The sequence below is a fragment of the Methylocaldum marinum genome (assembly GCF_003584645.1).
Classification (GTDB): domain Bacteria; phylum Pseudomonadota; class Gammaproteobacteria; order Methylococcales; family Methylococcaceae; genus Methylocaldum; species Methylocaldum marinum.
Window position 1 is genome coordinate 2651027 of record NZ_AP017928.1, and the last position, 23572, is coordinate 2674598.

Consider the following 23572-nt stretch of genomic DNA (forward strand, 5'->3'; position numbering starts at 1 on the left):
ACCTTTTAGAAACCCAGGCTCGACAGCAGGCTGTCCACATCGTCCTGGGTCTGCACGACATTCTTGTCCACCCCCGGAACCGCTGGTCCCAGCCGCTGTGATGCGACTTCGGGCGCGTTGTCGCCCGACGGCCTGAAGCGCCGTCCCGATATCCGGATCAGATCGACCAGACTGTGCTCCAAATCCTGGACCAGCGTGATCACGCGCCGGATGATCTGCCCGGTGAGGTCCTGAAACCCCTGAGCCATGAGCACCTCGGTAAGATTCTGCTGAATCGTCTGCAACTGCCCCGCCGACGCGTCGAAATACCGGGACAGATCCCGGGTCAGGGATTTGAATTCCTCGTACGGCATTTCCCGCTGGCGAAAACGCTGCCATTGAATACCGAGTTCATTGGACTGCTCGCGGAGACGTTCGGCGTACGGAAGAATGGACTCGACCGCGTTCAAAGTGGTGTTCGCCGCCTGCTCGGTCATCGCGATCACGTAGTTGAGCCGTTCCTTGGCGTCGGGAATCTCGTTTTCGGTGAGATCGGCGATTCTTTCGTCCAGGACGAAATTCGCCAGGGTATCGTGGAGCTGGCGGGTCAACTTGCCCACCTCCCGGAACATCACGGTTTCCCGAACGCGGGCGAGCTCGTCCAGAATTCGGTCGACCGACTCGTCATCGCCGTGCTCGAGGGCCGTCAGAAGCGCCCGAGCCTGTTCGATCCGCGTGTCGGCGGACGGTTGCTTGTCAGTCATGAGCGGTCCCTGGAATTGGCTCAGGCGCCCAGGCGCTCGAAGATCTTTTCGATCTTCTCCTGCAGGGTTGCCGCGGTGAACGGTTTGATCACATAGCCGTTCACGCCGGCTTGAGCTGCCTCCACGATCTGGTCCCGCTTCGCCTCGGCGGTCACCATCAGCACCGGCAGCTGAGCCAGATTCGGATCGGCCCGTACAGTGCGCAGCAGATCGATGCCGGTCATGCCCGGCATGTTCCAGTCGGTGATCAGGAAATCGATGCCTCCCGACTGTAATTTGGGAAGAGCGCTCTGCCCGTCGTCGGCCTCGAAGATATTATTGAATCCGAGCTCCCGCAGTAGGTTTCGGATGATTCTGCGCATGGTGGAAAAGTCATCCACAACCAGGATTTTCATGTTCTTGTTCAAGGATGCTTACCTCTTCCGGTTAACGAATTGTTATCATCGATCGATGGGCCTCAGACGTGCGCCGCCCTGCGCTTTCTTCTCGCGGGAGCTGCGGCGGGAGGCTCCGCATCCAGCCAGCCCTGCATCCGCGCTCTCAGGCGCAACATGGCCTGGCTTTGCAGCTGGCATACCCGGGATTCGCTGACGCCCAGCACTTCGCCGATTTCACGCAGATTGAGTTCCTCCTCGTAATAAAGAGAAATCACCAGCCGTTCACGTTCCGGCAATCCGCCAATGGCGTCCGCGAGCGCCTCGGCAAACCCGGACTGGGTCAATACCTCGACCGGCGGCGCGGCGGAATCCGCGCAGTCGTCCAAGACCGAATCGCCGCCTTCCAGGAGTTCTTCGAAACTGAAAATACGGCAGCTCACGGCATCCTGAAGAACCTGGTGGTATTCGGAGAGGGACAAGCCCAGATACTCGGCGACTTCCGCATCGCGGGCGTCGCGGCCGGTCCGGGCCTCGATGGCTCGCATCGCTTCCGCCACATCGCGCGCCTTGCGGTGCACCGAACGCGGCGTCCAGTCGTAACGCCGCAGTTCGTCCAGCATGGCGCCGCGTATCCGAATCCCGGCATAGGTTTCGAAGCTGGCGCCCTGGGCGTGGTCGTACTGGCGGGCCGCTTCCAGCAGTCCCACCATACCGGCCTGGATCAAGTCCTCGATTTGCACGTTGGAGGGCAGCCGGCCCATGAGATGGTAGGCGATCCGCTTGACCAGCGCAGCGTGCTGCCCCACGATGGCGTCCAAACCGGGCGCCTGTACCGATGCATACAAGGCAATGCCGCTCATAAGACTGCCGTATTGTTGTACCGAATCATCCGCTCCACGAAAAACGCCAGCCGGCCGCTGGCTTGTCCGGATATCGGCAAGGCATCGGTTTTCATCGCCAGGGTGCGGAAGGCTTGTGCCGATTTGCTGTGCGGATAGGCAAGGACAACCGGGGTTTGCCGCTGCACCGCCTTCCGCAGATGCTCGTCGCGGGGAATCACGCCCAGCAGATCCAGCGTCACGTCGAGATAGCGGTCGGTTACCCGGCACAGCTTGCCGAACAGGGCCTGGCCCTGCTGGTAGTCTGAAACCATATTGGGCAGAATCTGGAAGCGATGAACCCCGTAGTCGCGTTTCAACAGCTTGATGAAAGCGTAAGCGTCGGTAAGCGAGGTGGGTTCGTCGCACACCACCAGAACGATGTCCTGGCAGGCGCGCGCGAAATTGACCACGCCCCCGGAAATACCCGCCGCGGTGTCCACCAGCAGCACGTCGATATCCTGGCTCATCTCTCCGAAGGCCCGAATCACCGCCGCCTGTTCCGCGGTGGTCAGTTCCGACATGCGCTGAATGCCCGACGAAGCGGGCACGATTTTGAGTCCGGACGGCCCGTCGACCAGGATTTCGTCCACGTTGCGCTCGCCGCTCAGCACATGGGACAGGTTGAATTTAGGCTGCAGCCCCAGCAGCACATCGACGTTGGCAAGCCCCAGATCGGCATCCAGCACCACCACCCGGCGGCCGAGCTCGGACAGGCTGACCCCGAGATTGACCGCCACATTGGTCTTGCCCACGCCCCCCTTGCCGCTGCTCACCGCCACGACGCGCACCGGCCGCGACTGTGCCATACGTCGAATTCCGTTGGCCTGATCTGTGTCAAACATTCGCATGGACGATCCAATCTTCATAGGAAGGCATCGGGCTACCGACAGCCGCGGCACCGGACCGATCGGCAAAACACCGGTTTAATAATAGATGAGTTCTTGCCACGTGCAGGTCCTCCGGGACCTGTTGTCCGTCGCATACGAAGGCGACCGGCAGACGGTTCTCCGCCACCGTGGACAGCGCCGCGCCGAGCTGGCCGGTTTCATCCAGTTTGGTCACGATGCAGGCTTCCGGGGAAAACGCCCGAAAGGCTTCCACTGCTTCCTGCATCACCCGCAGCTGGCTGGCCGCGGACATCACCAGGTACGATTTGACGGGAATTTCAGAGCGGCTGAACAGCTCGGCCTGCTCGGCCAGGCGCCGGTCCCGCTGTCCGACCCCGGCGGTGTCGATGAGCACCAGACGCTTGTCGTAGAAGCTGGACAGAAGCTGACGCAGATCCTCGACGCTGGAAGCGGCCCGCACCGGCACGTCGAGGATGCGGCCGTAAGTACCGAGCTGCTCAAGGGCTCCGATGCGGTAATTGTCGGTGGTGATCAGCGCGATTTGCCGGGGGCCGTGCTTGAGCCTGAACCGGGCCGCCAGCTTGGCGATGGTCGTGGTTTTCCCGACCCCCGTGGGTCCCACCAGCGCGACCACGCCGCCGTAATCCAGCAGACTGTCCTCGGCGAGCGGAATCTGCCGCGCCAGGGCATGCTGGCAGGCTTGCCAGGCAACGTCGGCATCGTCCACGCCGCCCAGGCGCTCGGTCAGTTCCAGGCTGAGCTTTCTGGAGAACCCGAGCGCGCTCAAACGGCGCAGCAGATCCAGCCGGGTCGGATGCCGGCTCGCTGCGGCCTGCCATCCGGCTTCGCTCAAATGGAGGTCGATCATGCGCCGCATTTGCCTGAGTTCCCTTTGCATCTCCTTCAGCGCTTCGGCATCGGCGCTCGGCTTGACGAGTTCCGGCACCGGAGCGATAGGCGCGGCCGAATGCTCCCGGCGGGCGGTGGAAACCGGCTTTGCGGGCGCGGGGCTGCCTTGCCCGCCATGCTCCGCCCTTTGCGAAACCGGCCGGCGAAGATCGGTTCCCGCCGCATCCGCTCTCGATATCGCGGCGCTTTTGCCGAGCGCCTCGCGAAAGGCGTCCTCGGCGCGCCGCCGGCTATCGGTTTCGGGCGTCGCAACCGGTTCGGGCGCGGCCGCTGCCGGTTCGCCGCGCGGCTCCGCCTTCGCCCGGTCCAGCAGCATTTGCTCGTCGAAATCGCGGGCCGCCACGATCTCCACGCCGCCGTCGACCTTGCGATTGGACAGAATGACGGCGTCCGGCCCCTGCTCTTCGCGGACCATGCGAATCGCCTGACGAATATCGGGTGCGAAATATCGTTTGATCTTCATGCCTATGCCCTAGTCTCTCGGAAGCCGTACTTTCAACCGCGCTGACCTATGCTGGCCACCACCCTGACCTGGCGGTCTTCCGGAATCTCGTTGTAAGCCAAGACATTGAGCCCCGGGATGGAATGGCGCACGAAGCGCGCCAGCCAGGGCCGTACCGGCGAGGACACCAGCAGAATCGCGGGATGTCCTTCCATCTCCAGTTTCTGCGCCTTCTCGTCCAGGGATTTGTGCAACTGCTCCGCCAGTCCCGGCTCGATGCCGGCACCGTCCTGCCCGGCCGTTTGCAGTAGTTTTTGCAACAACTGTTCCAGCTCGGGATCCAGGGTCAGAACCTGGATTTCTTTCTCCATACCACTGATTTTCTGGAGGATTAGCCGCCCCAGCGCGGCACGCACCACCGCCGTCAGAACGCCGGGATCTTGGCTTCTGCCGCCGAACTCCGCCAAAGTTTCGGCGATGGTCCGCATGTCGCGGATCGGGACATTCTCCTGAAGAAGGCCTTGCAAGACCTTGACGATGACGCCGAGGGGCAGGGTTTTCGGCGTGAGGTCCTCGACCAGGCGAGGCATCGATTTGGCGAGCATATCGAGCAGCTGCTGCGTTTCCTGATGCCCGAGCAGCTGGTGGGCGTGGGACTGCAGCAAATGGCTGAGATGGGTCGCCACCACGGTGCCGGGATCAACCACGGTGTAGCCCAGGGCCTGGGCGTGGTCGCGCTGATCCTGGTCTATCCAGATCGCCTCCAGGCCGAAGGCCGGGTCCTTGCCCTCGGCCCCCTTCAGGGTTCCGTATACCCGGCCCGGATTGATGGCCATCAGGCGATCCGGAAAGATTTCGGCTTCTCCGACGGTGACGCCGAGCAGGCTGATACGGTAGGCGTTGGGAGTCAGATCCAGGTTGTCCCGGATGTGCACCGAGGGAATCAGGAACCCGAGCTCTTGCGACAGCTTCTTGCGTACCCCCTTGATTTTCGACATCAGCTGTCCGCCCTGATTCTTGTCGACCAGCGGGATGAGCCGGTAACCCACTTCCAGTCCGATCAGGTCCACCGGCGCGACATCGTCCCAGCCGAGTTCCTTGGCTTCCGGCGCGGCCGGGGTCCTGGCCGCGACCCGCGCCTCCGCCAGTTCGCGCTCGCGCCGCCGGCGCCCGGAAATGGCATAAGCCGATGCGCCCATGGCGCCGGCCAGGAGCAGAAAGGCGAGATTCGGCATGCCGGGAATCAGCCCCAAGAGCCCGACCACGCCGGAGGACAGCGCCAAGGGCCTGGGATCGGCGAAAAACTGGGCGCTGAACTGGGCTCCGATATTCTCGTTGCTGCTGGACACCCGTGTCACGATCATGGCCGCGCCGACCGACAGCAACAGCGAGGGAATCTGGGCCACCAGGCCGTCGCCGATGGTCAGCAGCGTGTAATTGCGCAGCGCTTCGGAAAACGTCAGGTCATGCTGCAACAGACCGACGATCAGCCCACCGATCACATTGATGAACAAAATGAGGATGCCGGCTATGGCATCGCCACGGACGAACTTGCTGGCACCGTCCATCGACCCGTAGAAATCCGCCTCCCGCGAAACCTCCTGGCGCCTGGCCCGGGCCTCGTCCTGGTTGATGAGGCCGGCATTGAGATCGGCATCGATCGCCATCTGCTTGCCGGGCATGGCGTCCAGGGTAAAGCGCGCGCTCACTTCCGACACGCGCCCGGCGCCCTTGGTCACCACCACGAAGTTGATGATGACCAGAATGATGAACACCACCAGGCCCACGGCGTAATTGCCGCCGATCACGAATTCGCCGAACGCCTCGATGACCTTGCCGGCCGCGTCGGGTCCCTGGTGCCCCTCGAGCAGGACCACGCGGGTCGAAGCCACGTTGAGGCTCAGCCTGAGCAGCGTGGCGACCAGCAGGACCGACGGAAACACGGCGAAATCGAGCGGGCGCAGGGTGTAAATCGTCACCAGCAGGATCAGCAGCGAAAACGCGATATTGAATGTGAACAGCAGATCGAGAATGAACGGCGGCAGCGGCAGTACCATCATCATCATCATGAGCAGGATGACGAAAGGCGCGCCCAGCCCGAGACTGCCGACGACCTTGATTCTTTCCAGGACTGTTGCGGCCATGACGTAAACCGTGCGTAAGCTTCAGTGACTGCGAAGGCAATCACGTTTCGTGCCGACCGGGCGGAAAGCCCGGCCCGGACGGGAACGTCCTGGCGCCACGCGGCTCAGGCGTCGCCGGACTGACGCAGGAACTCGTCCGGTATCTCGAAGTCGGTCGGCGGCGTCGGAATATCGCCGCCGAACATTCGAGCCGCCTTGATCTGGTAGACGTACGCCAGAACCTGGGCGACCGCGAAATAAAGACCCGCCGGTATTTCGCGACCGAGTTCGGTGGATGCGTAGAGCGCGCGCGCGAGCGGCGGGGCGGATAGCAGGGGAACGCCGGCCCCGACCGCCAGACTCCGGATCTGCGCGGCCACCAGGTCCGCCCCCTTGGCGACCACCCGCGGCGCCCGCATGCTGGCCTGGTCGTACTTCAGGGCCACCGCATAGTGGGTCGGGTTGGTGACGATGACGTCCGCCTTCGGCACCTCGTCCATCATGCGGCGCTGCGCCAGTGCCATCTGCAGGCTGCGAATCCGGCTTTTGACCTCCGGCTTGCCTTCCATATCGCGCATTTCGTCCTTGACCTCCTGGCGCGTCATCTTCAATTGGCGCTTGTGATTCCAGAGCTGGAAAGGCACGTCGATGACCGCGATCAGTCCCAGCGAAGCGCACAGCCAGAATACGAACGTCATGATGAGCTGCACGGTTCGATTCGCCGCCGGCAGCAGAGGCTGGCGGCCGAGCGCGATGAGATCGTCGAAATGACTCATCAGCAACGCGGCGCTCACGAATCCGATCAAGAGAAATTTCAGGATTGATTTCACCAGTTCCGCGAGCGCCTGTACCGAGACCATACGGCCCAAGCCTTTCATCGGATTGAGCTTTTCCGGCTTGGGCGCGAGGTTTTCGGCGCTGAAGTTCCAACCCCCGAGCGCCGCGGGCGCAGCGAGGGCGGCCAGCACCGCCAGCCCGAGAATCGGTAGCAGCACCTGGCCCGCGGCGAGCAGATCCCGGCCGAGGTGGGCGATCGGCGCCATCGGATCGAACAGATCGCGACGGCTCAGGCGAAAATCGTTGTCCATGATCTGCCATAGTACCTGCGCGATGCTCCCGCCGAAAACGAAGATCGCCACCGAGCCGGTCAACAGCACAACCAGTGTGTTCAGTTCCCGCGAGCGCGGAATCCGGCCCTTTTTCCGCGCATCGATCAGGCGTTTACTGGTCGGATCTTCTGTGCGTTCCTGATCGGAGGCCTCGGCCATCGCGCCGCCCTATTGCAGAATCTCGCTCATCAACCGATACCCGTCGTCGAGAAAGCCGGAAAAAAGGCTTAGAACGTCGGGCACGCTGATACCGATCAGAAACAGCCCCAAGCCCAGGCTGATCGGGAACCCGACCGAAAAGATGTTGAGCTGCGGCGCCGCGCGGCTGGCGACGCCGAATCCCAGGTTGACCAGCAACAAGGCCGTCACCAGAGGCAGGGAAAACAGGATGCCGGCAGCGAACAGACGGCTCGCCCACAGCGCCAGCCGCCGCATGCCCCCGGCGCTCAAGCCGTCGAATCCCACCGGGAGAAGGTAGAAGCTGTCGACCAGCAGCCTTATGAGCACCAGGTGTCCGTCCATGGCCAGGAACAGCAGTGTCGCCAGGACTTGGTAAAACTGGGCGATCACCGGGACCTGCACGCCGGTCTGCGGATCGACCAGGGATGCAAACCCCAGCCCCATGCTGTAGGCGACGCTCTGTCCGCCGAAAACGATCGCTTCGAAAACCAGATGCAGGGCCAGACCAATCGCGAGGCCGATCAGAAATTGCTGAATCGCGATCCAGAACCCGGACAGGCTGAACAAGACCGCGTCGGGCATGGAAGGCAGCACCGGCGAGATCAGCCAGGTGATGGACGCCGCCAGCATGACCCGGACCCGGACCGGCACCATGTGGCCGGTAAAGATGGGTATGGCGAGGAACACGGCGCCGACGCGCAAGAACGGCCAGGCCACGCTCGCGACCAGGGCCAGGAGCTGATTTTCGCTGAACGGCACCGTCATCTCACCCGATCAGGCCGGGGATGCTGCGGATCAGCGACCGGGTGTAATCGATCAGAATCTGCAGCATCCAGGGGCCGGCCAGTATCAGCACGAGCGCCATGGCTACGAGCTTGGGCACGAAGGTAAGAGTCATTTCGTTGATCTGGGTGGCCGCCTGGAACAAGGCGATCAGAAGTCCCACGGCCAGCGTCGTCAGCAGCATGGGCGCGCTGATTTGCAGGGTGACGGTCATCGCCTGCTGGCCGAGGGCGGCAATCGTTTCGGGGGTCATGGCGCCTATTCGACGAAAAAACTGGCCGCCAGGGTCTCGACCACCAGCACCCAGCCGTCCACCAGCACGAATAGCAACAGCTTGAAGGGCAGCGAAACGATCATCGGAGACAGCATCATCATGCCCATCGACATCAGAACGGTCGCCACCACCAAATCGATGATCAGAAACGGCAGGAACAGGAGAAATCCCATTTGAAACGCCGTTTTCAGCTCGCTGGTCATGAAGGCCGGCACCAGCAGGGAAAACGGCGTCTCCTCGGGGCTCGCGATGTCCTGCCTGCCGGAAATGCGTGCAAACACCTCGAGATCGACTTCCCGCGTCTGTCTCAGCATGAACCGGCGGAACGGAACCGAGGCGCGTTCCAGGGCCGCGCCCGGTGCCAGCTGTTCCTTCAAATAAGGCTGCAGGGCTTGCTCGTTCACCTGCTCGAACACCGGCAGCATGGTGAACAGGGTCAGAAACAGCGAAATGCCGAGCAATACCTGATTATTGGGCGTTTGTCCGGCGCCCAGGGCCTGCCGCAAAATGGCCAGGACGATCATGATCCGGGTGAACGAGGTCATGCTCAGCAGCAGCGCCGGCAGCACGGTCAGCGCCGTCATCAGGGCCAGGACTTGAATGGTGACCGTATAGGTCTGGCCGCCTTGGCCGTTGCCGGACACGGTGAAGGCCTCGATGCCCGGAGCGGCGTGTGCCGACGATATCGACAGCCCCAAGAGGACCGCAATCACCCCGAGAGGCGCCACCGGGAAGCGCAACAGCCGATTCATGGACGGCGCCTCATCATCTCGTTCAAGCGCTCGGCGAAGGACGCTTCGGCCTTGTCCACGGGCATTCCGGTCTCGACCGGAATGATGTCCGAATTTTCCAGGACGCACAGGGTCTCGACCCGTCCGGGGGCTACCCCCAGCACCAGCTGTTTCCCGCCTGCCTGCAACAGCACGGCCCGCTCGCGCGCGCCCAGCGACACCGCGGCCAGCACGCGAAAGCTTCCGGGCGCGAGCCGGGAAAAGTTGCCGAACCGCCGCAGCAGCCAGGCCAGAATCAGAATCACCGCCAGCACCGCCACCAGACCGGCCAGGCTTTTCGCCATATCGACCGAAGGCAAGGCCCCGGCGGTCTCCGCCAGCAGGGACGACGGCATGAGCAGCAATGGCGCGGTAGACAGAGCAAGCTTCATTTCAGTTTTCTCACCCGCTCCGCGGGGCTGATGACATCGGTAAGGCGGATACCGAACTTATCGTTGACCACCACCACCTCCCCGTGAGCGATCAGGGTGCCGTTCACCAGCACATCCATGGGTTCGCCCGCCAGGCGTTCCAATTCGATGACCGAGCCCTGCGTGAGCTGTAGCAAATTGCGGATGTTAATCTTGGCGCGCCCGATTTCCATTGCAATGGTGACCGGAACGTCCAGCAGCACGTCCAGATTGATGTCTTCGCCCTTGGCCGTGCCAGCCGCCGGCGCCGATTTCCCGAGATCCTCGAAGGTGGCGGGTTCCGGTTTCGGCGAGGCCGGCTTCTGAAGCGGCGCAGTCATCTTTTTGGCGGCTTCCTGCTGCTCCAGCAAGGCGGCCGCCCAATCGTCGGCGAGATTGTCCGAGCCGCCATCCCACCCCGTTGTTTCGTTCTGATTTTCCGGTTCGTCACTCATGCCCGTTCAGCTCCGGTTCCCAATAATCCGAGCAAGCGTTCTTTCTCACCGCTCGTGCGTCTGATCTTCTCCAAAATCTGCACCGCGTAATTACCCTTTGAAATCCCCACCTTTGCCCGGAACACCGGTACGTCGTCGACGACTACCGTAACGGTTTCCGGCAATTCGATCGGAATCACGTCGCCGGCCTTAAGCTGAAGCAAGTCGTTCAGAGACAGGGTTTTTTCGACCAGGGTACTGTGCATCTCGATTTCGGCATCCAGGATTTCCGATTGCAGCGCGGTACGCCAGCGACCGTCCGAATCATCGCTGCGATCCCCCTGAATGCCGGCATCCAGAAGTTCCCGTATCGGCTCGATCATCGAATACGGCAGCGTAATGTGCAGATCGCCGCCCCCGCCCTCCAGTTCGATGTGTATCGTCGAGATAACGACGACCTCGGCGGGGCTCACGATGTTGGCGAACTGAGGATTCACTTCCGAGCCCAGGTATTCGAACTCGATCGGCATGACCGGCGCCCAGGCCTCTTTCATATCCTTGAAGATCAGCTCGAGCAGCATCTGGATGATGCGCATTTCGGTCGGCGTGAATTCGCGTCCCTCGATCTTGTTGTAAAACTGGCCGTTGCCGCCGAAAAAATTGTCCACGACGGTAAATACCAGGGTCGGTTCCATAACCATCAGACCCCGACCGCGCAAGGGGTTGAGCCGGATGACATTGAGATTGGTGGGCACGAAAAGGCTGTGTACGTATTCCGAAAATTTCAGGACCTGAACGCCCAATACCGAAATCTCCGCCGAACGTCTGAGCAGATTGAAGAGACTGATGCGGAAATGACGTACGAAACGGTCGTTGATCATCTCTAGAGTCGGCATCCTGCCGCGTACGATCCTATCCTGGCTGGTGAAATCGTAGGGCCGAACCGCGCCGCTCCGAAACTCGAGGTCCGACTCGGTATCGATATCGCCGTCGTCGACGCCGTGCAGAAGCGCGTCGATTTCTTCCTGGGTCAGAAGATCATGAACCGCCATGGCTATTGCATGATGAATCCGGTGAAAAAGAGGTCTTCTGCGCCTTCGTTACGGCCGGTTTGCCTGGAGACGACCTTGTTGATTTCCGTGAGCAACTCGGCGCGCAGGGCCTCCTTGCCTTCCACTGTCCGGAGCGCCGCCGGGTCCTGGCCGCTCAACACCAGCAGCACGTTGTTGCGAACCATCGGCGAGTGTTTTTTGACGGCCTCGATCACCTCAGGATTCTTCGAAGCGACGCTGAAGCCTATCTGGAGCAGGCGCGCGTTCGGATTGCTCGTGAAATTGACTACGAAAGCGGGCTCCATGGCGTAATAAAGCATGGGCAACGCCTGAGCGTCTTCGCTGCCGGACTCGCCCGAAGCCTGCTTCTGCTGCGGCGGAAGAATTCCCAAGACATAAAGCGCTCCGAAAACGGCGGCGAGCGTCCCGAGCACCGCCCCAAGAACGATGAAAACGATGCTCTTGGACGAGTTTTTCTTTTCTTCCGTCAGATCCAACCTGCCTGCTTGCGCCATCGCGAATTCTCGAAGTTTTTTGCTGCAAGCAGCAACAATGATGCCGAACACAAAACCATGTATAAACAAGGCCTTAGCTTGCGCCGCACGATTCTCGTCACAATCCGGGAGAAAAACTTCCAGCGTCGCGCCAAAATTCGGACACTTCAGAGGGGATGAGGGCGTTGCCGTCGAGCCGGAGAGACCTAAACCGCCGGGAGAGAATTCCCGATCGTGCTGACGTTACGACATTGCTCTCGGAAAGGCCTGGGTGAGGGGGTTTCGCGAGCCCTTGCCGCCCGGGGTTCATTCGCTGGAAGACAGGACGAGGGCTTCTTAAACGGCATCGGGCATGCGGGTGATGGCACCGTAAAAGAAGGCACGGGTGAGGGTTCCAACCCGTGCCTCCCCGGTTGAACGCGCAATATTTCGGCAGCGGAGTTACAGTGTGGAGAGCCTATTTACATCGCAGACTCGACGAATATGCCGCTGACCTGCTTAAAGGTATTGATCTTGGTACACACGTTCAGAATACCCTCGACTTCCAGGGTACCGCCGGTTACGTTCTGGAAGATACCGGTATTGAGCGATCGTGTTTCAAGCGGACTGGATGGATCCAGAGGATTCGCCGGAACCGTCACCGCGGGGGCGACCACATGCATTGTTTCATGCAGGCGAACCTCGCAGCCGGATATACCGAGTATCGTTCCGAGATCACTATCGGTATTCAAGCGAGAGTTATCGCAGGTAAAAATGTGCCGCAGAATAGGCTCGCCCAATGGACTATAGCCGGTGATCCTGCCCAGGATCTGGCAGGACAGAGTTTTTTTATCATCCGTTTTAAGAATTGCATAACCGAGTTGCGAGTCCCAAGGCGCGGGCCAACTCGAGACTATCGGCCAATCCGGGCCACCGTCGATATGGGTTTGTACGGTCGTATCCGGAAGACTTTGCGTCTGACCGTACCCCGCTTTGATAACGAGGTCGGCATGGACCGAGGCTGAAACAATCATCCCAATAGTAAAAACCGTCATTACAAAAGTCTTCTTAAGCATTTTCTCTTCCCTTTATTTTTAATGGACAGACAGAGAGCTCAACTAAACATCCACGGTCGAATTGTTCGTCCACCGAGCAAGATGATAAGTGAGTTTGGCTTCAGCCATAACAAATTATTTACAGCTCGCGACATTCCGCCGCTCGGCCCGCGGCGTGCATCGTGATTTTTACGACGGCATTTACCCCTCGATCAGTCGTCGTTTCCGTATCCCAAGCATCGGGCAGGCAAGGCGCTGGGTAAGCGTCCGGCTGTCCGCATAATTCCCACCGATTAGCGCCTGAGTCACAGTATCGCCATATTCCCGAAGAGGAGGAGATGGCGATGACGAAACAAGAACGAGAGATGCATTGGCGGGTCCTGCTGGAGCAACAGGCAGGGAGTGGGTTGTCGGTGCGCGCTTGGTGTGCGCGCGAGGCGGTCAGCTATGCGGCGTTCATCTACTGGCGTCGACGCGTAGCGCAGCCAGCGGTGGTGGCGCCACTGACGTTGATGCGGGTAGATGGCGGTGAGACAGCAGTCGGTGGTCTGTGGTTGTCGGTGGGCGGGGTTCGCATCGAGGTGAAACCGGGGTTCGATGCCGGGTTGTTGAAGCAGGTGGTGGCCGCATTGGTCTCGTGATGCTGGCGACGATTCTGAGTGCGGCGGCGGTGTATGTGGTGGCCGAGCCGGTCGATTTGCGCAAGTCCATCGATGGTTTGGCGCTGGCGGTGGAGAGCAGTCTGGGGCATTCGCCGTTATCGGGTGCGGTGTTCGTGTTTTTCAACCGGGGCCGGGACAAGGTGAAGCTGTTGTGGTGGGATCGTCACGGTTTCTGGCTGGCCTACAAGCGGCTGGAGAACGGCCGCTTCCGCAAGCCGGTTCAGGGGACGATTTCGCGCTCGGACCTGCTGCTGTTGCTGGAAGGCGTGGACCTGACGGTGGCCCGTTTCCGCGCGGTTCGCGCGGGTCGGGTCGGCTGAGTCGAAAGTGCCTGAAACCCGCATCAGAGCTGGGCTTTCGGGTGGTCCACCGGGTATAATGGCAGCCATGAATGCCGCCGCTCTCGCCGAAGAAAATCGTACTCTAAAGGCCACCCTGGCCCAGCGCGAGGCGCGCATCGAACGGCTGGAATTCGACCTGGCGCAGCTGAAGAAGCTGCTGTTCGGCGCCCGTTCCGAGCGACTGGCGACCCTCCCCGACATCGACCAACTGCCGCTGTGGGATGAGGTGCCCGAGGACGCCCCCGTCGCCAGTCCGGTGGCGTTCAAGACGGTGGTGGTGCAATCGCCCGCCAAGAATCAACCGAAGCGCACCGCACTGCCGGCGCATCTGCCGCGAGAGATCGTGGTATTGCCGTTGTCGGCACAAGACCGGCAGTGTCCTGCCTGCGGTGAGGAACGGCCGGTGATCGGCTACGAAAGCTCCGAACGCTTGGATTACGTCCCGGCGCAACTGAAGGTCGTGGAAACGCGGCGGGAAAAGTGCGCCTGCGCGAAGTGCCAAGGGCAGTTGACCACGGTACCGGCCCCGCCGCAAATCATCGAGCAGGGCATCCCTCTGCCGGGTCTTCTGGCACATCTGCTGATGGCCAAATACGGCTATCACCTGCCGCTGTACCGCATCGAGCAAATCTTTGCCCACCAGGGTGTCCCCATTGCCCGCACCACGTTGTGCGACTGGGTCATCCAGAGCGGCTGGCAGCTGCAGCCCTTGGTCGAGCGGATGCTGGCGTTGCTCAAGCAACAGCCGGTGATCTTCTCGGACGACACCACTGTGGCGGTGCAGGACCGCGGCAAGACGCGGGAAACCCGGTTTTGGGTATACGCCGGCCACTCGCCGCCCATCGTCGTCTATGACCACACCGAAACCCGGGCGGGCAAGCATCCCAAGGCCAAACTGGAAGGCTACAGCGGCTACCTGCAGGCGGACGCCTATGCCGGTTACGACCAGATCTTCGCCGCGGGCAAGGTCCTGGAAGTGGCGTGCTGGGCGCATGCGCGCCGCAAGTTCTTCGAGATTGCCCGACAGACCGAGAACGGCAAGCGCATCAGCGCCCATGAGGCCTTGGAGTACATCGGCCGGCTCTACGCCATCGAACGGGAGGCCAAGGAACAGCAACTCGACGCCGAAGGCACCCGAAAGCTACGGCAGGAACAGGCGCGGCCGATCCTGGCCGAGTTCAAGGCCTGGCTCGAAGACCGGCTGCGCCAGCTGGCGCCCAAGACCCCCACTGCCCAGGCCATCGGCTATGCCCTCAAGAACTGGCCGGCGCTGGAGCGCTATACCGAAGACGGTCGCCTGGAGATCGACAACAACCGGAGCGAACGGGCCATCCGCCCGCTGACCATCGGCCGCAAGAACTGGCTGTTCCTCGGCTCGCCCAAGGGCGGCCAGGTCGCCGCCACCGTCTTCAGCCTGATCCAGACCTGCAAGGAGCTGGGCATCAATCCGGAGGCCTATCTGAAGGATGTCCTCAACCGCCTGCCTTCCACCAAGCAGAAGGACATCGACAGCCTGCTTCCTCACAACTGCAAGCTGCCCGGGGCGTAACAAGCGACCACTTAACCGTTCGCCACTGCGACCACAAGTCCGGGTACCGCCGAACGCTTACGGCGCTGGGGCCTGCTTGCCAATATCCACCGGCTTTCCGATTCAAGCGAACGAGACCGCTTTAACAGCGCCCCTCGGCGCCGCGCGATCGGTTTTCGGTGTCCGGCCAAAAATGGAATGCATTGTAAAAGGATCGTTATACGAGGCAGAATTGACCGGGCAAAAAAAGCAGAATCGCCGGGGGTAGGCGTCTGCCAGAACCCCGGTCTACAAACCTGAAAATTCATCCACTCAAGAGGAAGGTCACATGGATAGCAAAGTTCATCACCGTGTCGTCGTCATCGGCGGCGGCGCTGCCGGACTCGGCATCGCCGCACGTGTACTGCATGCCGGAATAACCGATGTCGCCATCGTCGAACCGTCCGACAAACATTACTATCAGCCGTTCTGGACGTTTGTCGGCGGCGGCGTCGTCAGTCGCGAGCAATCGGTCAAACCCATGGCCGATTTGATCCCCAAAGGCGCCACCTGGATTCGCGATGCCGCGGCGGAATTCGATCCCGCCAACAATTCCTTGAAGACCCAGGGCGGCAAGGAGATCAGTTACGATTATCTGGTTGTATGCCCGGGGCTTCAGATCGACTGGGACAAGATTCCGGGAGTCAAGGAGGCCGTAGGTAAAGACGGGGTCTGCAGCAATTACAGCTACGATACCGTCAATACCACCTGGGAAAATATCCGCAATTTCAAGGGCGGCAACGCCGTGTTCACGTTCCCGCCGCCGCCTATCAAATGCGCAGGAGCTCCTCAGAAAATCATGTACCTGGCCGAGGACCATTTCCGCAAGCACGGATTACGCGACAAATCCAGGATCATTTTCTACTGCGCCACACCCACCATTTTCAGCGTGCCGAAATACGCCATCAGCCTCATGGAGCAGGTGGTAAAACCGCGCCATATCGAAGTCCACTTCAAGCACAATCTGGTCGAACTGCGCCCCGCATCGAAAGAAGCCGTATTCAAGAACCTCGATACGGGGGACACCATCGTCCAGCCATACGACATGATCCATGTCGTCCCGCCCATGAGCGCACCGGATTTCCTCAAGAAAAGCCCGCTCGGAAACGAAGGCGGATGGGTGGACGTGAGCAAGGACACCCTGCAGCACGTTCGCTATCCCAACGTGTTCGGCATCGGCGACGCCAGCAGTCTGCCCACGTCCAAGACGGCGGCGGCGATCCGCGCCCAAAGCCCGGTCCTGGCCGCGAATCTCCTGTCGGTTATGAATGGAGGACAGCCGGTAGCCAAGTACGACGGTTACACCTCGTGCCCGCTGATCACCGGCTACGGCAAATTGATCCTGGCCGAATTCGACTACGATCTGAAACCCCAGGAAACCTTCCCCTTCGACCAGGGCAAGGAGCGCTACAGCATGTATCTCTTGAAGCGCTACATCATTCCGGCGATTTACTGGAAGGGTCTGCTCAAGGGTTACCAGTGGCCGCATCCGGGCAAGGCGTAATTCGGCCCACTTAAGGAAGCCCTGAATAAGCCCTCTCCCTCCGGGACAAATCGGCGGGGCGGGGCGCAACGCGACGAGCAGGCAGGCCAGGGATGGGCTGCCCCGGACTCGCGAGCGAAGCGGGACAACGTAGCGAGGCCGATTTACTCGCCTCATCCCTGAGGCTCGCCCTTCGGGCCGTGCTTCGCACGTTCCCGTTCGCTCCCGGCGAACGGGTGCACGCGTGAGCGCCGCTTGCGGCTCCGCACAAGGAATGTGCGGAGTGATTGGGTTGGGGTGAGGGCGATTCGGATAGGGCTTTACTTTCTTTACGCGCAGTAACCCACCGGCACTGGGGGGCGGGGTAGCAGGGATCGCGACCCGGACTGGTTTCATTCGGCCGAAAACCGCGGGCGCGAGTCCTGATCGACAAAACTTCGGTCCGGTCTTCCCCCGCCCTGTGGTACTTTGATCCCGTATAACGACAAAACCCGACTGACGCCCTGTGCTCCGCCTCTACCAATCCGACAAACTGGAATTCCTTGCCGAACTGTTGACGGCCGACAACACACCGCCGGCCTCCCCGTTCGAGCCGGAAATCATCGTAGTGCAAAGCCTCGGGATGGGGCGCTGGCTATCCTTGCGCCTTGCCGACAAGCTAGGCATCTGCGCGAATGTCCGTTTCCAATTGCCAGCGTCGTTCGTCTGGGACCTGCTCCGGAAATTCCTCGGGGAACTGCCGAAGCGTTCGGCATTTTCCGCCGAGGTGCTTACCTTTCGCATCCTCGACTGGCTGGGACGTCCGGAAAATCTCGACCGAACTCCGCGCATCCTCGGTTATCTCCGAAACGGCGACGAACTGCGCCGGTTCCAGCTCGCCAAGCGGATCGCCGATCTCTTCGACCAGTACCTGATCTACCGGATGGACTGGATAGATGCCTGGGAACGCGGCGAACCGCTCGGGCTGGGCGGCGATGAAGACTGGCAAGCGCTGCTCTGGCGCGATCTGGCCTCGGCGGAAAGCACGCCCCATCGCGCCCGCTATATGAGCGAACTGCGGGCGGCGCTCGAATCCGACTCGGCGGCCGACCGGCTGCCCCGGCGCATCGCCGTCTTCGGTGTTTCGTCGCTGCCGCCGGCCTTTCTGGAGATACTGAACGCGATCGCCGGGCATGCGGAGGTCAATCTTTACGCCATCAACCCTTGCCGCGAATATTGGGGCGAAATCCGGGACGAACGGGAAATCGGCCGATTGGCAGGAGAACGCCTGCCTGAAGATCTATACCTGGAGGTGGGTCACCCCTTGCTGGCATCGCTCGGCAAACAGGGCCGCGAATTTTTCGATCAACTCGCCGAGCATTCGGAGCTGCACAGCCTGTTCCGGGCGGAACCGCCGCGCGATTCGATCCTGCACATACTCCAGGCCGACATCCTGGAACTGATCGACCGCCGCAGTGCCGGAATTCTGCCTATACGGCCGGACGACCGTTCGCTCCAAGTCCACGCCTGCCACAGCCCGATGCGCGAAATCGAAGTCCTGCGCGATCAGCTTCTCGCCCTGTTCGACGCCGATCCCGAATTGAAACCGAGCGACGTGGCCGTACTGACGCCGGACATCGAACAATACACGCCTTACATCGAAGCGGTGTTCGCCGAGAGCCGCGACGCCCCGGCCATCCCTTTCAGCATCGCCGACCGCGGCTTGACCCACGAACAACCGCTCCTGGAGACTTTTCTCGCTCTGCTGGATCTCCCGGAAAGTCGGTTTGCGGCGGACACGACGCTCGGCTACCTGGAACAAGCCGCGATACAGCGCCGTTTCCGGCTCTGCGAAAACGATCTTCCGATAATCCATCACTGGGCGCGGGCCGTGGGCACCCGCTGGGGAAGGGACGGCGCCCACAAGACCGAATACCGGCTGCCCGATATCCCGCGCCACACCTGGCGCGACGGCCTGAAGCGCCTGATGCTCGGCTATGCCCTGCCTCTGGAACTGGCCGGCAACGGCTTCCCGATGTTCGCCGAAACCCTCCCTTACGACGACATCGAAGGCAGTCGCGTCCTGGTCCTGGAACGGTTCGCTGATTTCCTGGAAACGCTGTTCGAATGGGCGGACCGGTTCAAAGCAAAGCAGCCGGTGACGGAGTGGGTCGAACAGTTGAACGCATTCATCGGCCGTTTGTTCGATCCGCGCGACAAGGACGAATCGGTACTGCTCCAACTGCGTGCAACCCTCGATTTACTGCGGGAGCTTTCGGAACAAGCGGGCTTCGGCGAACCGGTCGGAATACGGGTGGTCAAACGCTGGCTGACCGATCGCCTGAGCCAGCCTTCCAGCACCGGCGGCTTTTTGACGGGCGCGGTCACCTTCTGCGCAATGGTGCCGATGCGCAGCCTGCCGTTCAAGGTCATTGCCGTGCTTGGCCTGAATCACGACAGCTTTCCGCGCCAGCGGCATCCTCCCGATTTCGACCTGATGGTCAGACATCCCCGCCGGGGAGACCGCTCCCGACGGCTCGACGACCGTTATCTCTTTCTGGAAACCCTGCTGTCGGCGCGCGAGGTTCTTTATCTGAGCTATGTGGGCCGAAGCGTTCGCGACAACGCCGAGCTGCCGCCCTCCCCCCTGGTGTCCGAACTCATCGACGTCGCGATACAAAGCTGCGAGTCGACCGAAGGCGACATCTCGCGCCATCTCGTGACCGAACATCCCCTGCAGCCGTTCGATCCCGGCTATTTCAAGGACGATCGCCGGCTGCCGGGCTTTTCATCGACCTGGCTGGCTGCAGCCCGCCTGATCGGGCATGGCGATAAGGAGCCCGCACCCTTGTTTTCCGGTCCCCTGCCGGAACCCGAAGACGAACGGCGAACCGTCGATCCGGAAAGTTTTGCCTACTTCTTCAGCAATCCGGTCCGCTATCTGTTGCGGCGGCGGCTGAACCTGGCTCTGGAAGACGCCGCGGCAGAATTCGAAGTCCGCGAACCGTTTGCGCTTGATTACAGAACCAGAAATCAGGTCCGCCAAAACCTCCTAAACGCCTTGGCGGCGGATCGAGAACCGCACAGCGCGCTACTGCTCGCCGACGCCCAGGGGCTTCTGCCCCACGGCCGCTTCGGCGAAGCGCTGCATGGCAGGGAGCAACGGCTGGTCGAGAGCTTCGCCGTCAAACTGCTCCCGGAACTCGTCAAACCGCGCCTCGAACCGCTGCCGGTGGATTTCGAGGCGAACGGCCTGCGCCTGCTCGGCTCCCTCGCCGAAGTCGGCGCCGGCGGCCTGACCGACTACAGCTTCGAAGAACCCGGTCCGCGCCAGATCTTCGACCTGTGGCTTCGGCACCTGATGCTATGCCTGATCGCTCCCGCAGGGGCGACGCCGCAGTCCCTGCTGCATACGCCGAAGCAAACCATCACGTTCCAAGCTGTCGACCGTCCCGAAAACGAGCTCGCCAAACTGCTGAACGCGTACTGGCGAGGACTGTCCGAACCGCTACCCTTCTTCCCCAAGACGAGTTATGCCTACGCCCGCTACCGCCTCGATCCGCCGGCCCGGGCCGGCAGCGATCCGGAGACTATCCGGCTCAATGCCCTCAAGCAGGCCCGGAGTATCTGGGAAGGTTCCGAATTCCAGTCCGGCGAAAGCGTGAATTCCTATTACCAGACGGTTTACCGGGGCAGCAATCCCTTGGACGAAAGATTCGAGGCCCTAGCCGTCGAGCTTATAAGCCCGATATTGGCCTCGATGACAAAAGAGCCGTCTCGGTGATTTTGCATGAAGGCCGTACTGGCTTGAGGAACGAAACCCGCCAATTCAGGCAGGAACCGCTGGGTTTCCGCAAAGTGCCGACCCAGCCTACGAGCTTTGTGGGGCTACCGCGAACGATGCGCCTCCTATCGTCGGCACATCCTGCGAACGCTCAAATACATACCGTCAATGCCAGCCACCGTAGCGTTTCGTCGGGTCGCCACGAAAACCTGAAGTGGTTTTATCCTCGTCGGGAACGGTGCTGCTCATCATTGCGGCCGCCATCAAGTTTTTCCGGGTGTAACCGCCCAACGACTTGGCTTTTTCGGCGATGGCCGTGGTCTTGGGATTGATGTTGTATTGGGTCTCGGTCGAGTCCACGATGGCCACCATGAGGGAATCTGCCTGCGATTCCTCCCCTGCGCGATAGGCTTTCAGCAGGATCGGCAAGGCGGTGCCGGCGGGAATAACTATGGAAAAGCGATTGCTGCCCGCCAAGGATGTTTCGACTATGGTTTTTCCTTTTTCATCGGTTGCCACCACCTTTCCTTCGGTGACGGGTTCTTTCTCGTCGTTTACCGTACCCCGCAGGGCCTGCTCTTTTTCGAATTTCAGCTCCTTTTCGAATTTTTGTGGCAGACCCTGGAACATTTCGGCAGGCTTGTCCGCCTCTCCGCAGCCCGCCAGAAACGCTACCGCGAGGATAAACAGCGCAGTTTCAGGAAATCTTTTCTTCATCTTTGACACCAATGTCATGCACCGCCATGAAAAACCGAATACCCTGCATCTGATCGGAAGGATCGCGTGAGAGCATTAGCATACACCAGAATCCATAGCGAAACAGTCGGAATTTCAGCCGGGAGAACGGGTAATCTCGCTTCGGCTTCGTTCAGCAGTCCCCGGCAATCCTCCGACACGCTCGGGGCGAGCGGCCGCGATCCATATGTACCGTGTCCCGAAGGCAAGCGGGACGATTTTTCGATAAATGCGCTTTCCGCTGGGGTTTTTAGATACTCGCCGGTACACTTAGTCTTTGGTTTACCGCTGCGTTAATCAACAGGTGACATATATTGGCGCCGAGCAACGTCTCCGGCACTTTCTTGTCATACATCGAAATAGCCCAAAACTCTCGCTCGAAATCCATGCCCCGCTCCCGCCAATTCTGTCCGACCGACGCTCTCGACAAGGCCATGCGCCTGTTCTGGGCAAAGGGTTATTTCGGTACCTCCATCGAGGACTTGGTCGAGGCCACTGGTGTCAGCCGTTACGGACTATACGGCGAATTCGGGGATAAGAACGGGTTGTTTCTCGCTGCGTTTCAGCACTATAAGGCCAACATGGTACGACCGCTTCTGGATATCATCGAACAACCCGGTGCTGCATTGGGTGCGCTTCGCGCCTTGTTCGGGATGCTCGCGGCGTTTTCGCGCCAGCCGGGAGGCAAGCTAGGTTGCCTCGTATTCAACTCGATCAACGAGCTCGGACTGCACGACGACGTGACCGCGGCCAAAATTCTCGAAGTGCGCGAACTTTTGGCCAAGGGTATCCGGCAGATGCTTTCCAATGCCGTAAACCAGGGAGAACTGCCGGCCGGTTTCGACGTGCAGCGCGAAGCCGATTTCCTGCTCGGGATCCTCCACGCTCTCCCCACCATGGCGCGTTCCGGAACAGACCCGGCAACCATCGAAAACATCGTTTCGGTTGCCTTGTCCACACTCGAACCATCCTGAAAAGCGGCGATGCACGATCGCAAAGCGATCGTGCATCGCCCTGATCCAAAGCCTTTCCCGAACGACCTTTCTGAAATGGTTTACAGGTTTCAGAATGTATGTTCTGATATTGACCGCTCAGTTCGCCCCATCGATCATACGCAAGCCTTGCTGCTCGCACTGCCGAGGGTCCACCTGAGTCAAGCCGTTAGCCCACCCTATCATTCAGGAGCATGCTATGAAGCTTTACTATCATCCGGCCTCTCCCTTTTCCTACAAACCTCAGTTCGCCGCGGCACTGCTGGGCATCGAACTGGAACTGCAAAAAGTGGATTTATTCGCAGGCGAAGGGCAGAGACCGGAATTCTTGAAAATGAATCCGCAAGGCAAGGTGCCTACCTTGACGGACGGCGATTTCTTGCTATGGGAGTCCAACGCCATCGTTCAATATTTAGCCTCGCAGGCATCGGACAATCCGTTTTGGCCCAGTGATGCCCGTGCTCGCGCGGACATTCTGCGCTGGCAGTTTTGGGAATCGACTAGTTGGGCGCCCGCTTGCATCGTTTTCGTCTTCGAGAATATTTTGAAATCGATATTGCGCCGCGGCGCCCCGGACCCGGAAGAATTGACCAAGGGTGAAGAGAAATTTCACCGTTGTGCCAAAGTGTTGGATAGCCACTTGGCGAAACAGCCCTGGTTAGTAGGCGATTCGATGACGCTCGCCGACATTTCCGTGGCGCCGGTGCTGATCTATGCCGAATCCGCAAAATATCCGCTGGCGGGCTATAACCATATCAATGCCTGGTTCGATAAAATCCGACAACTGCCTGCCTGGACGTCGACCGCTCCTTCCGCCTAGGCGAGCGATACCGCTGGTTTCGGGATATTGAAGGATTGAGGACACTGGGTGCGAATCAGGGATATTGCAATGCCCGGCATCACACGGCAGCGCCTTCAAACTATAGATACCCCGACCGCTGTAAGCGCGGACGGCAGTACCGAGACGACGTTTTCACGAACGCCGGTTGCAAGGGCTTTTGGCGGTGTATAACCCTATGGCCGCACTCGGCTCTGGGCGTCCGGGTCAATTACTGTGTGTAAAGAAAGTAAAGTCCTATTCGAATCGCCCTCACCCCAACCCTATCCCAGAGGGAGAGGGGGCGCTTGTGGCTTTACTTTCTTGACCATTAGTAATCCCGAGTTAC

Annotated in this window: 23 protein-coding genes; 7 read left to right on the forward strand and 16 right to left on the reverse strand. The window is 60.6% G+C overall.

Annotated elements, in window-relative coordinates; all coding sequences use genetic code 11:
- Window positions 1–5: 5 nt before the first annotated feature.
- The 15 genes from sS8_RS11470 to sS8_RS11540 all read right to left on the reverse strand — a co-directional run bounded on the left by sS8_RS11470 (window position 6) and on the right by sS8_RS11540 (window position 12884).
- Complete coding sequence (locus tag sS8_RS11470; protein ID WP_119629759.1) at window positions 6–743, reverse strand: protein phosphatase CheZ; 738 nt, start codon at window positions 741–743, stop codon at window positions 6–8.
- A gap of 20 nt (window positions 744–763) precedes the next feature.
- Window positions 764–1150 (reverse strand): chemotaxis response regulator CheY, encoded by a 387-nt coding sequence (gene cheY / locus sS8_RS11475; protein WP_269461501.1) that lies wholly within the window; start codon window positions 1148–1150, stop codon window positions 764–766.
- 50 nt (window positions 1151–1200) lie between these two features.
- The gene (locus sS8_RS11480; protein ID WP_119629760.1) at window positions 1201–1980 is read right to left on the reverse strand and encodes an RNA polymerase sigma factor FliA; all 780 of its coding nucleotides are present in this window, start codon (window positions 1978–1980) and stop codon (window positions 1201–1203) included.
- Window positions 1977–2807, reverse strand: a complete 831-nt coding sequence (locus tag sS8_RS11485) for a MinD/ParA family protein (protein ID WP_119629761.1) — start codon at window positions 2805–2807, stop codon at window positions 1977–1979. Before sS8_RS11485 ends, sS8_RS11480 begins: the two co-directional genes overlap by 4 nt.
- Window positions 2808–2835: 28 nt before the next feature.
- Window positions 2836–4221, reverse strand: coding sequence for a flagellar biosynthesis protein FlhF (flhF, locus tag sS8_RS11490; RefSeq protein WP_119629762.1), 1386 nt, complete (start codon window positions 4219–4221; stop codon window positions 2836–2838).
- Window positions 4222–4253: 32 nt separating this feature from the next.
- Window positions 4254–6344: a flagellar biosynthesis protein FlhA gene (gene flhA / locus sS8_RS11495; protein ID WP_119629763.1), complete on the reverse strand. Its 2091-nt coding sequence runs from the start codon at window positions 6342–6344 to the stop codon at window positions 4254–4256.
- Window positions 6345–6448: 104 nt separating this feature from the next.
- Window positions 6449–7591, reverse strand: coding sequence for a flagellar biosynthesis protein FlhB (gene flhB / locus sS8_RS11500; RefSeq protein ID WP_119629764.1), 1143 nt, complete (start codon window positions 7589–7591; stop codon window positions 6449–6451).
- Between the two features lie 9 nt (window positions 7592–7600).
- Entirely contained in the window at window positions 7601–8377 is a 777-nt protein-coding gene (fliR, locus tag sS8_RS11505; protein WP_232020609.1) for a flagellar biosynthetic protein FliR, read from the reverse strand.
- 1 nt (window position 8378) lies between these two features.
- Window positions 8379–8648, reverse strand: a complete 270-nt coding sequence (fliQ, locus tag sS8_RS11510; protein WP_119629765.1) for a flagellar biosynthesis protein FliQ — start codon at window positions 8646–8648, stop codon at window positions 8379–8381.
- Between the two features lie 5 nt (window positions 8649–8653).
- The gene (gene fliP / locus sS8_RS11515; protein WP_119629766.1) at window positions 8654–9421 is read right to left on the reverse strand and encodes a flagellar type III secretion system pore protein FliP; all 768 of its coding nucleotides are present in this window, start codon (window positions 9419–9421) and stop codon (window positions 8654–8656) included.
- Complete coding sequence (gene fliO, locus sS8_RS11520; RefSeq protein WP_119629767.1) at window positions 9418–9831, reverse strand: flagellar biosynthetic protein FliO; 414 nt, start codon at window positions 9829–9831, stop codon at window positions 9418–9420. The genes fliP and fliO overlap by 4 nt, the downstream gene beginning before the upstream one ends.
- Window positions 9828–10304 carry a flagellar motor switch protein FliN gene (gene fliN, locus sS8_RS11525; RefSeq protein WP_119629768.1) on the reverse strand — a complete coding sequence of 159 codons (477 nt, stop codon included), beginning with the start codon at window positions 10302–10304 and terminating at the stop codon, window positions 9828–9830. Before fliN ends, fliO begins: the two co-directional genes overlap by 4 nt.
- Complete coding sequence (gene fliM / locus sS8_RS11530) at window positions 10301–11335, reverse strand: flagellar motor switch protein FliM (protein ID WP_119629769.1); 1035 nt, start codon at window positions 11333–11335, stop codon at window positions 10301–10303. The genes fliN and fliM overlap by 4 nt, the downstream gene beginning before the upstream one ends.
- Before the next feature lie 2 nt (window positions 11336–11337).
- Entirely contained in the window at window positions 11338–11850 is a 513-nt protein-coding gene (locus sS8_RS11535) for a flagellar basal body-associated FliL family protein (protein ID WP_145986504.1), read from the reverse strand.
- Between the two features lie 440 nt (window positions 11851–12290).
- A complete protein-coding gene (locus sS8_RS11540) occupies window positions 12291–12884 on the reverse strand; it encodes a hypothetical protein (RefSeq protein WP_145986505.1) in 594 nt (197 codons plus the stop codon).
- 317 nt (window positions 12885–13201) lie between these two features.
- Here sS8_RS11540 and tnpA point away from each other — a divergent pair, with 317 nt between their 5' ends.
- The 5 genes from tnpA (at window position 13202) to recC (ending at window position 20679) form a co-directional block, all read left to right on the forward strand.
- Complete coding sequence (gene tnpA / locus sS8_RS11545) at window positions 13202–13504, forward strand: IS66 family insertion sequence element accessory protein TnpA (protein ID WP_119627851.1); 303 nt, start codon at window positions 13202–13204, stop codon at window positions 13502–13504.
- Window positions 13504–13845, forward strand: a complete 342-nt coding sequence (gene tnpB, locus sS8_RS11550; protein WP_119629772.1) for an IS66 family insertion sequence element accessory protein TnpB — start codon at window positions 13504–13506, stop codon at window positions 13843–13845. Before tnpA ends, tnpB begins: the two co-directional genes overlap by 1 nt.
- Before the next feature lie 58 nt (window positions 13846–13903).
- A complete protein-coding gene (gene tnpC / locus sS8_RS11555; RefSeq protein WP_119628671.1) occupies window positions 13904–15415 on the forward strand; it encodes an IS66 family transposase in 1512 nt (503 codons plus the stop codon).
- A gap of 307 nt (window positions 15416–15722) precedes the next feature.
- The gene (locus tag sS8_RS11560; protein ID WP_119629773.1) at window positions 15723–16937 is read left to right on the forward strand and encodes an NAD(P)/FAD-dependent oxidoreductase; all 1215 of its coding nucleotides are present in this window, start codon (window positions 15723–15725) and stop codon (window positions 16935–16937) included.
- Between the two features lie 484 nt (window positions 16938–17421).
- Complete coding sequence (gene recC / locus sS8_RS11565) at window positions 17422–20679, forward strand: exodeoxyribonuclease V subunit gamma (protein ID WP_119629774.1); 3258 nt, start codon at window positions 17422–17424, stop codon at window positions 20677–20679.
- A 165-nt stretch (window positions 20680–20844) separates the two neighbouring features.
- On the opposite strand, the gene sS8_RS11570 is transcribed toward recC, so the two are convergent.
- Window positions 20845–21396 (reverse strand): hypothetical protein, encoded by a 552-nt coding sequence (locus sS8_RS11570; protein WP_119629775.1) that lies wholly within the window; start codon window positions 21394–21396, stop codon window positions 20845–20847.
- A 404-nt stretch (window positions 21397–21800) separates the two neighbouring features.
- On the opposite strand from sS8_RS11570, the gene sS8_RS11575 reads away from it, so the two are divergent.
- Window positions 21801–22388 (forward strand): TetR/AcrR family transcriptional regulator, encoded by a 588-nt coding sequence (locus sS8_RS11575; protein ID WP_119629776.1) that lies wholly within the window; start codon window positions 21801–21803, stop codon window positions 22386–22388.
- 217 nt (window positions 22389–22605) lie between these two features.
- On the forward strand, window positions 22606–23226 hold the full coding sequence (locus sS8_RS11580; protein WP_119629777.1) for a glutathione S-transferase family protein: 621 nt from the start codon (window positions 22606–22608) through the stop codon (window positions 23224–23226).
- Window positions 23227–23572 lie beyond the last annotated feature (346 nt).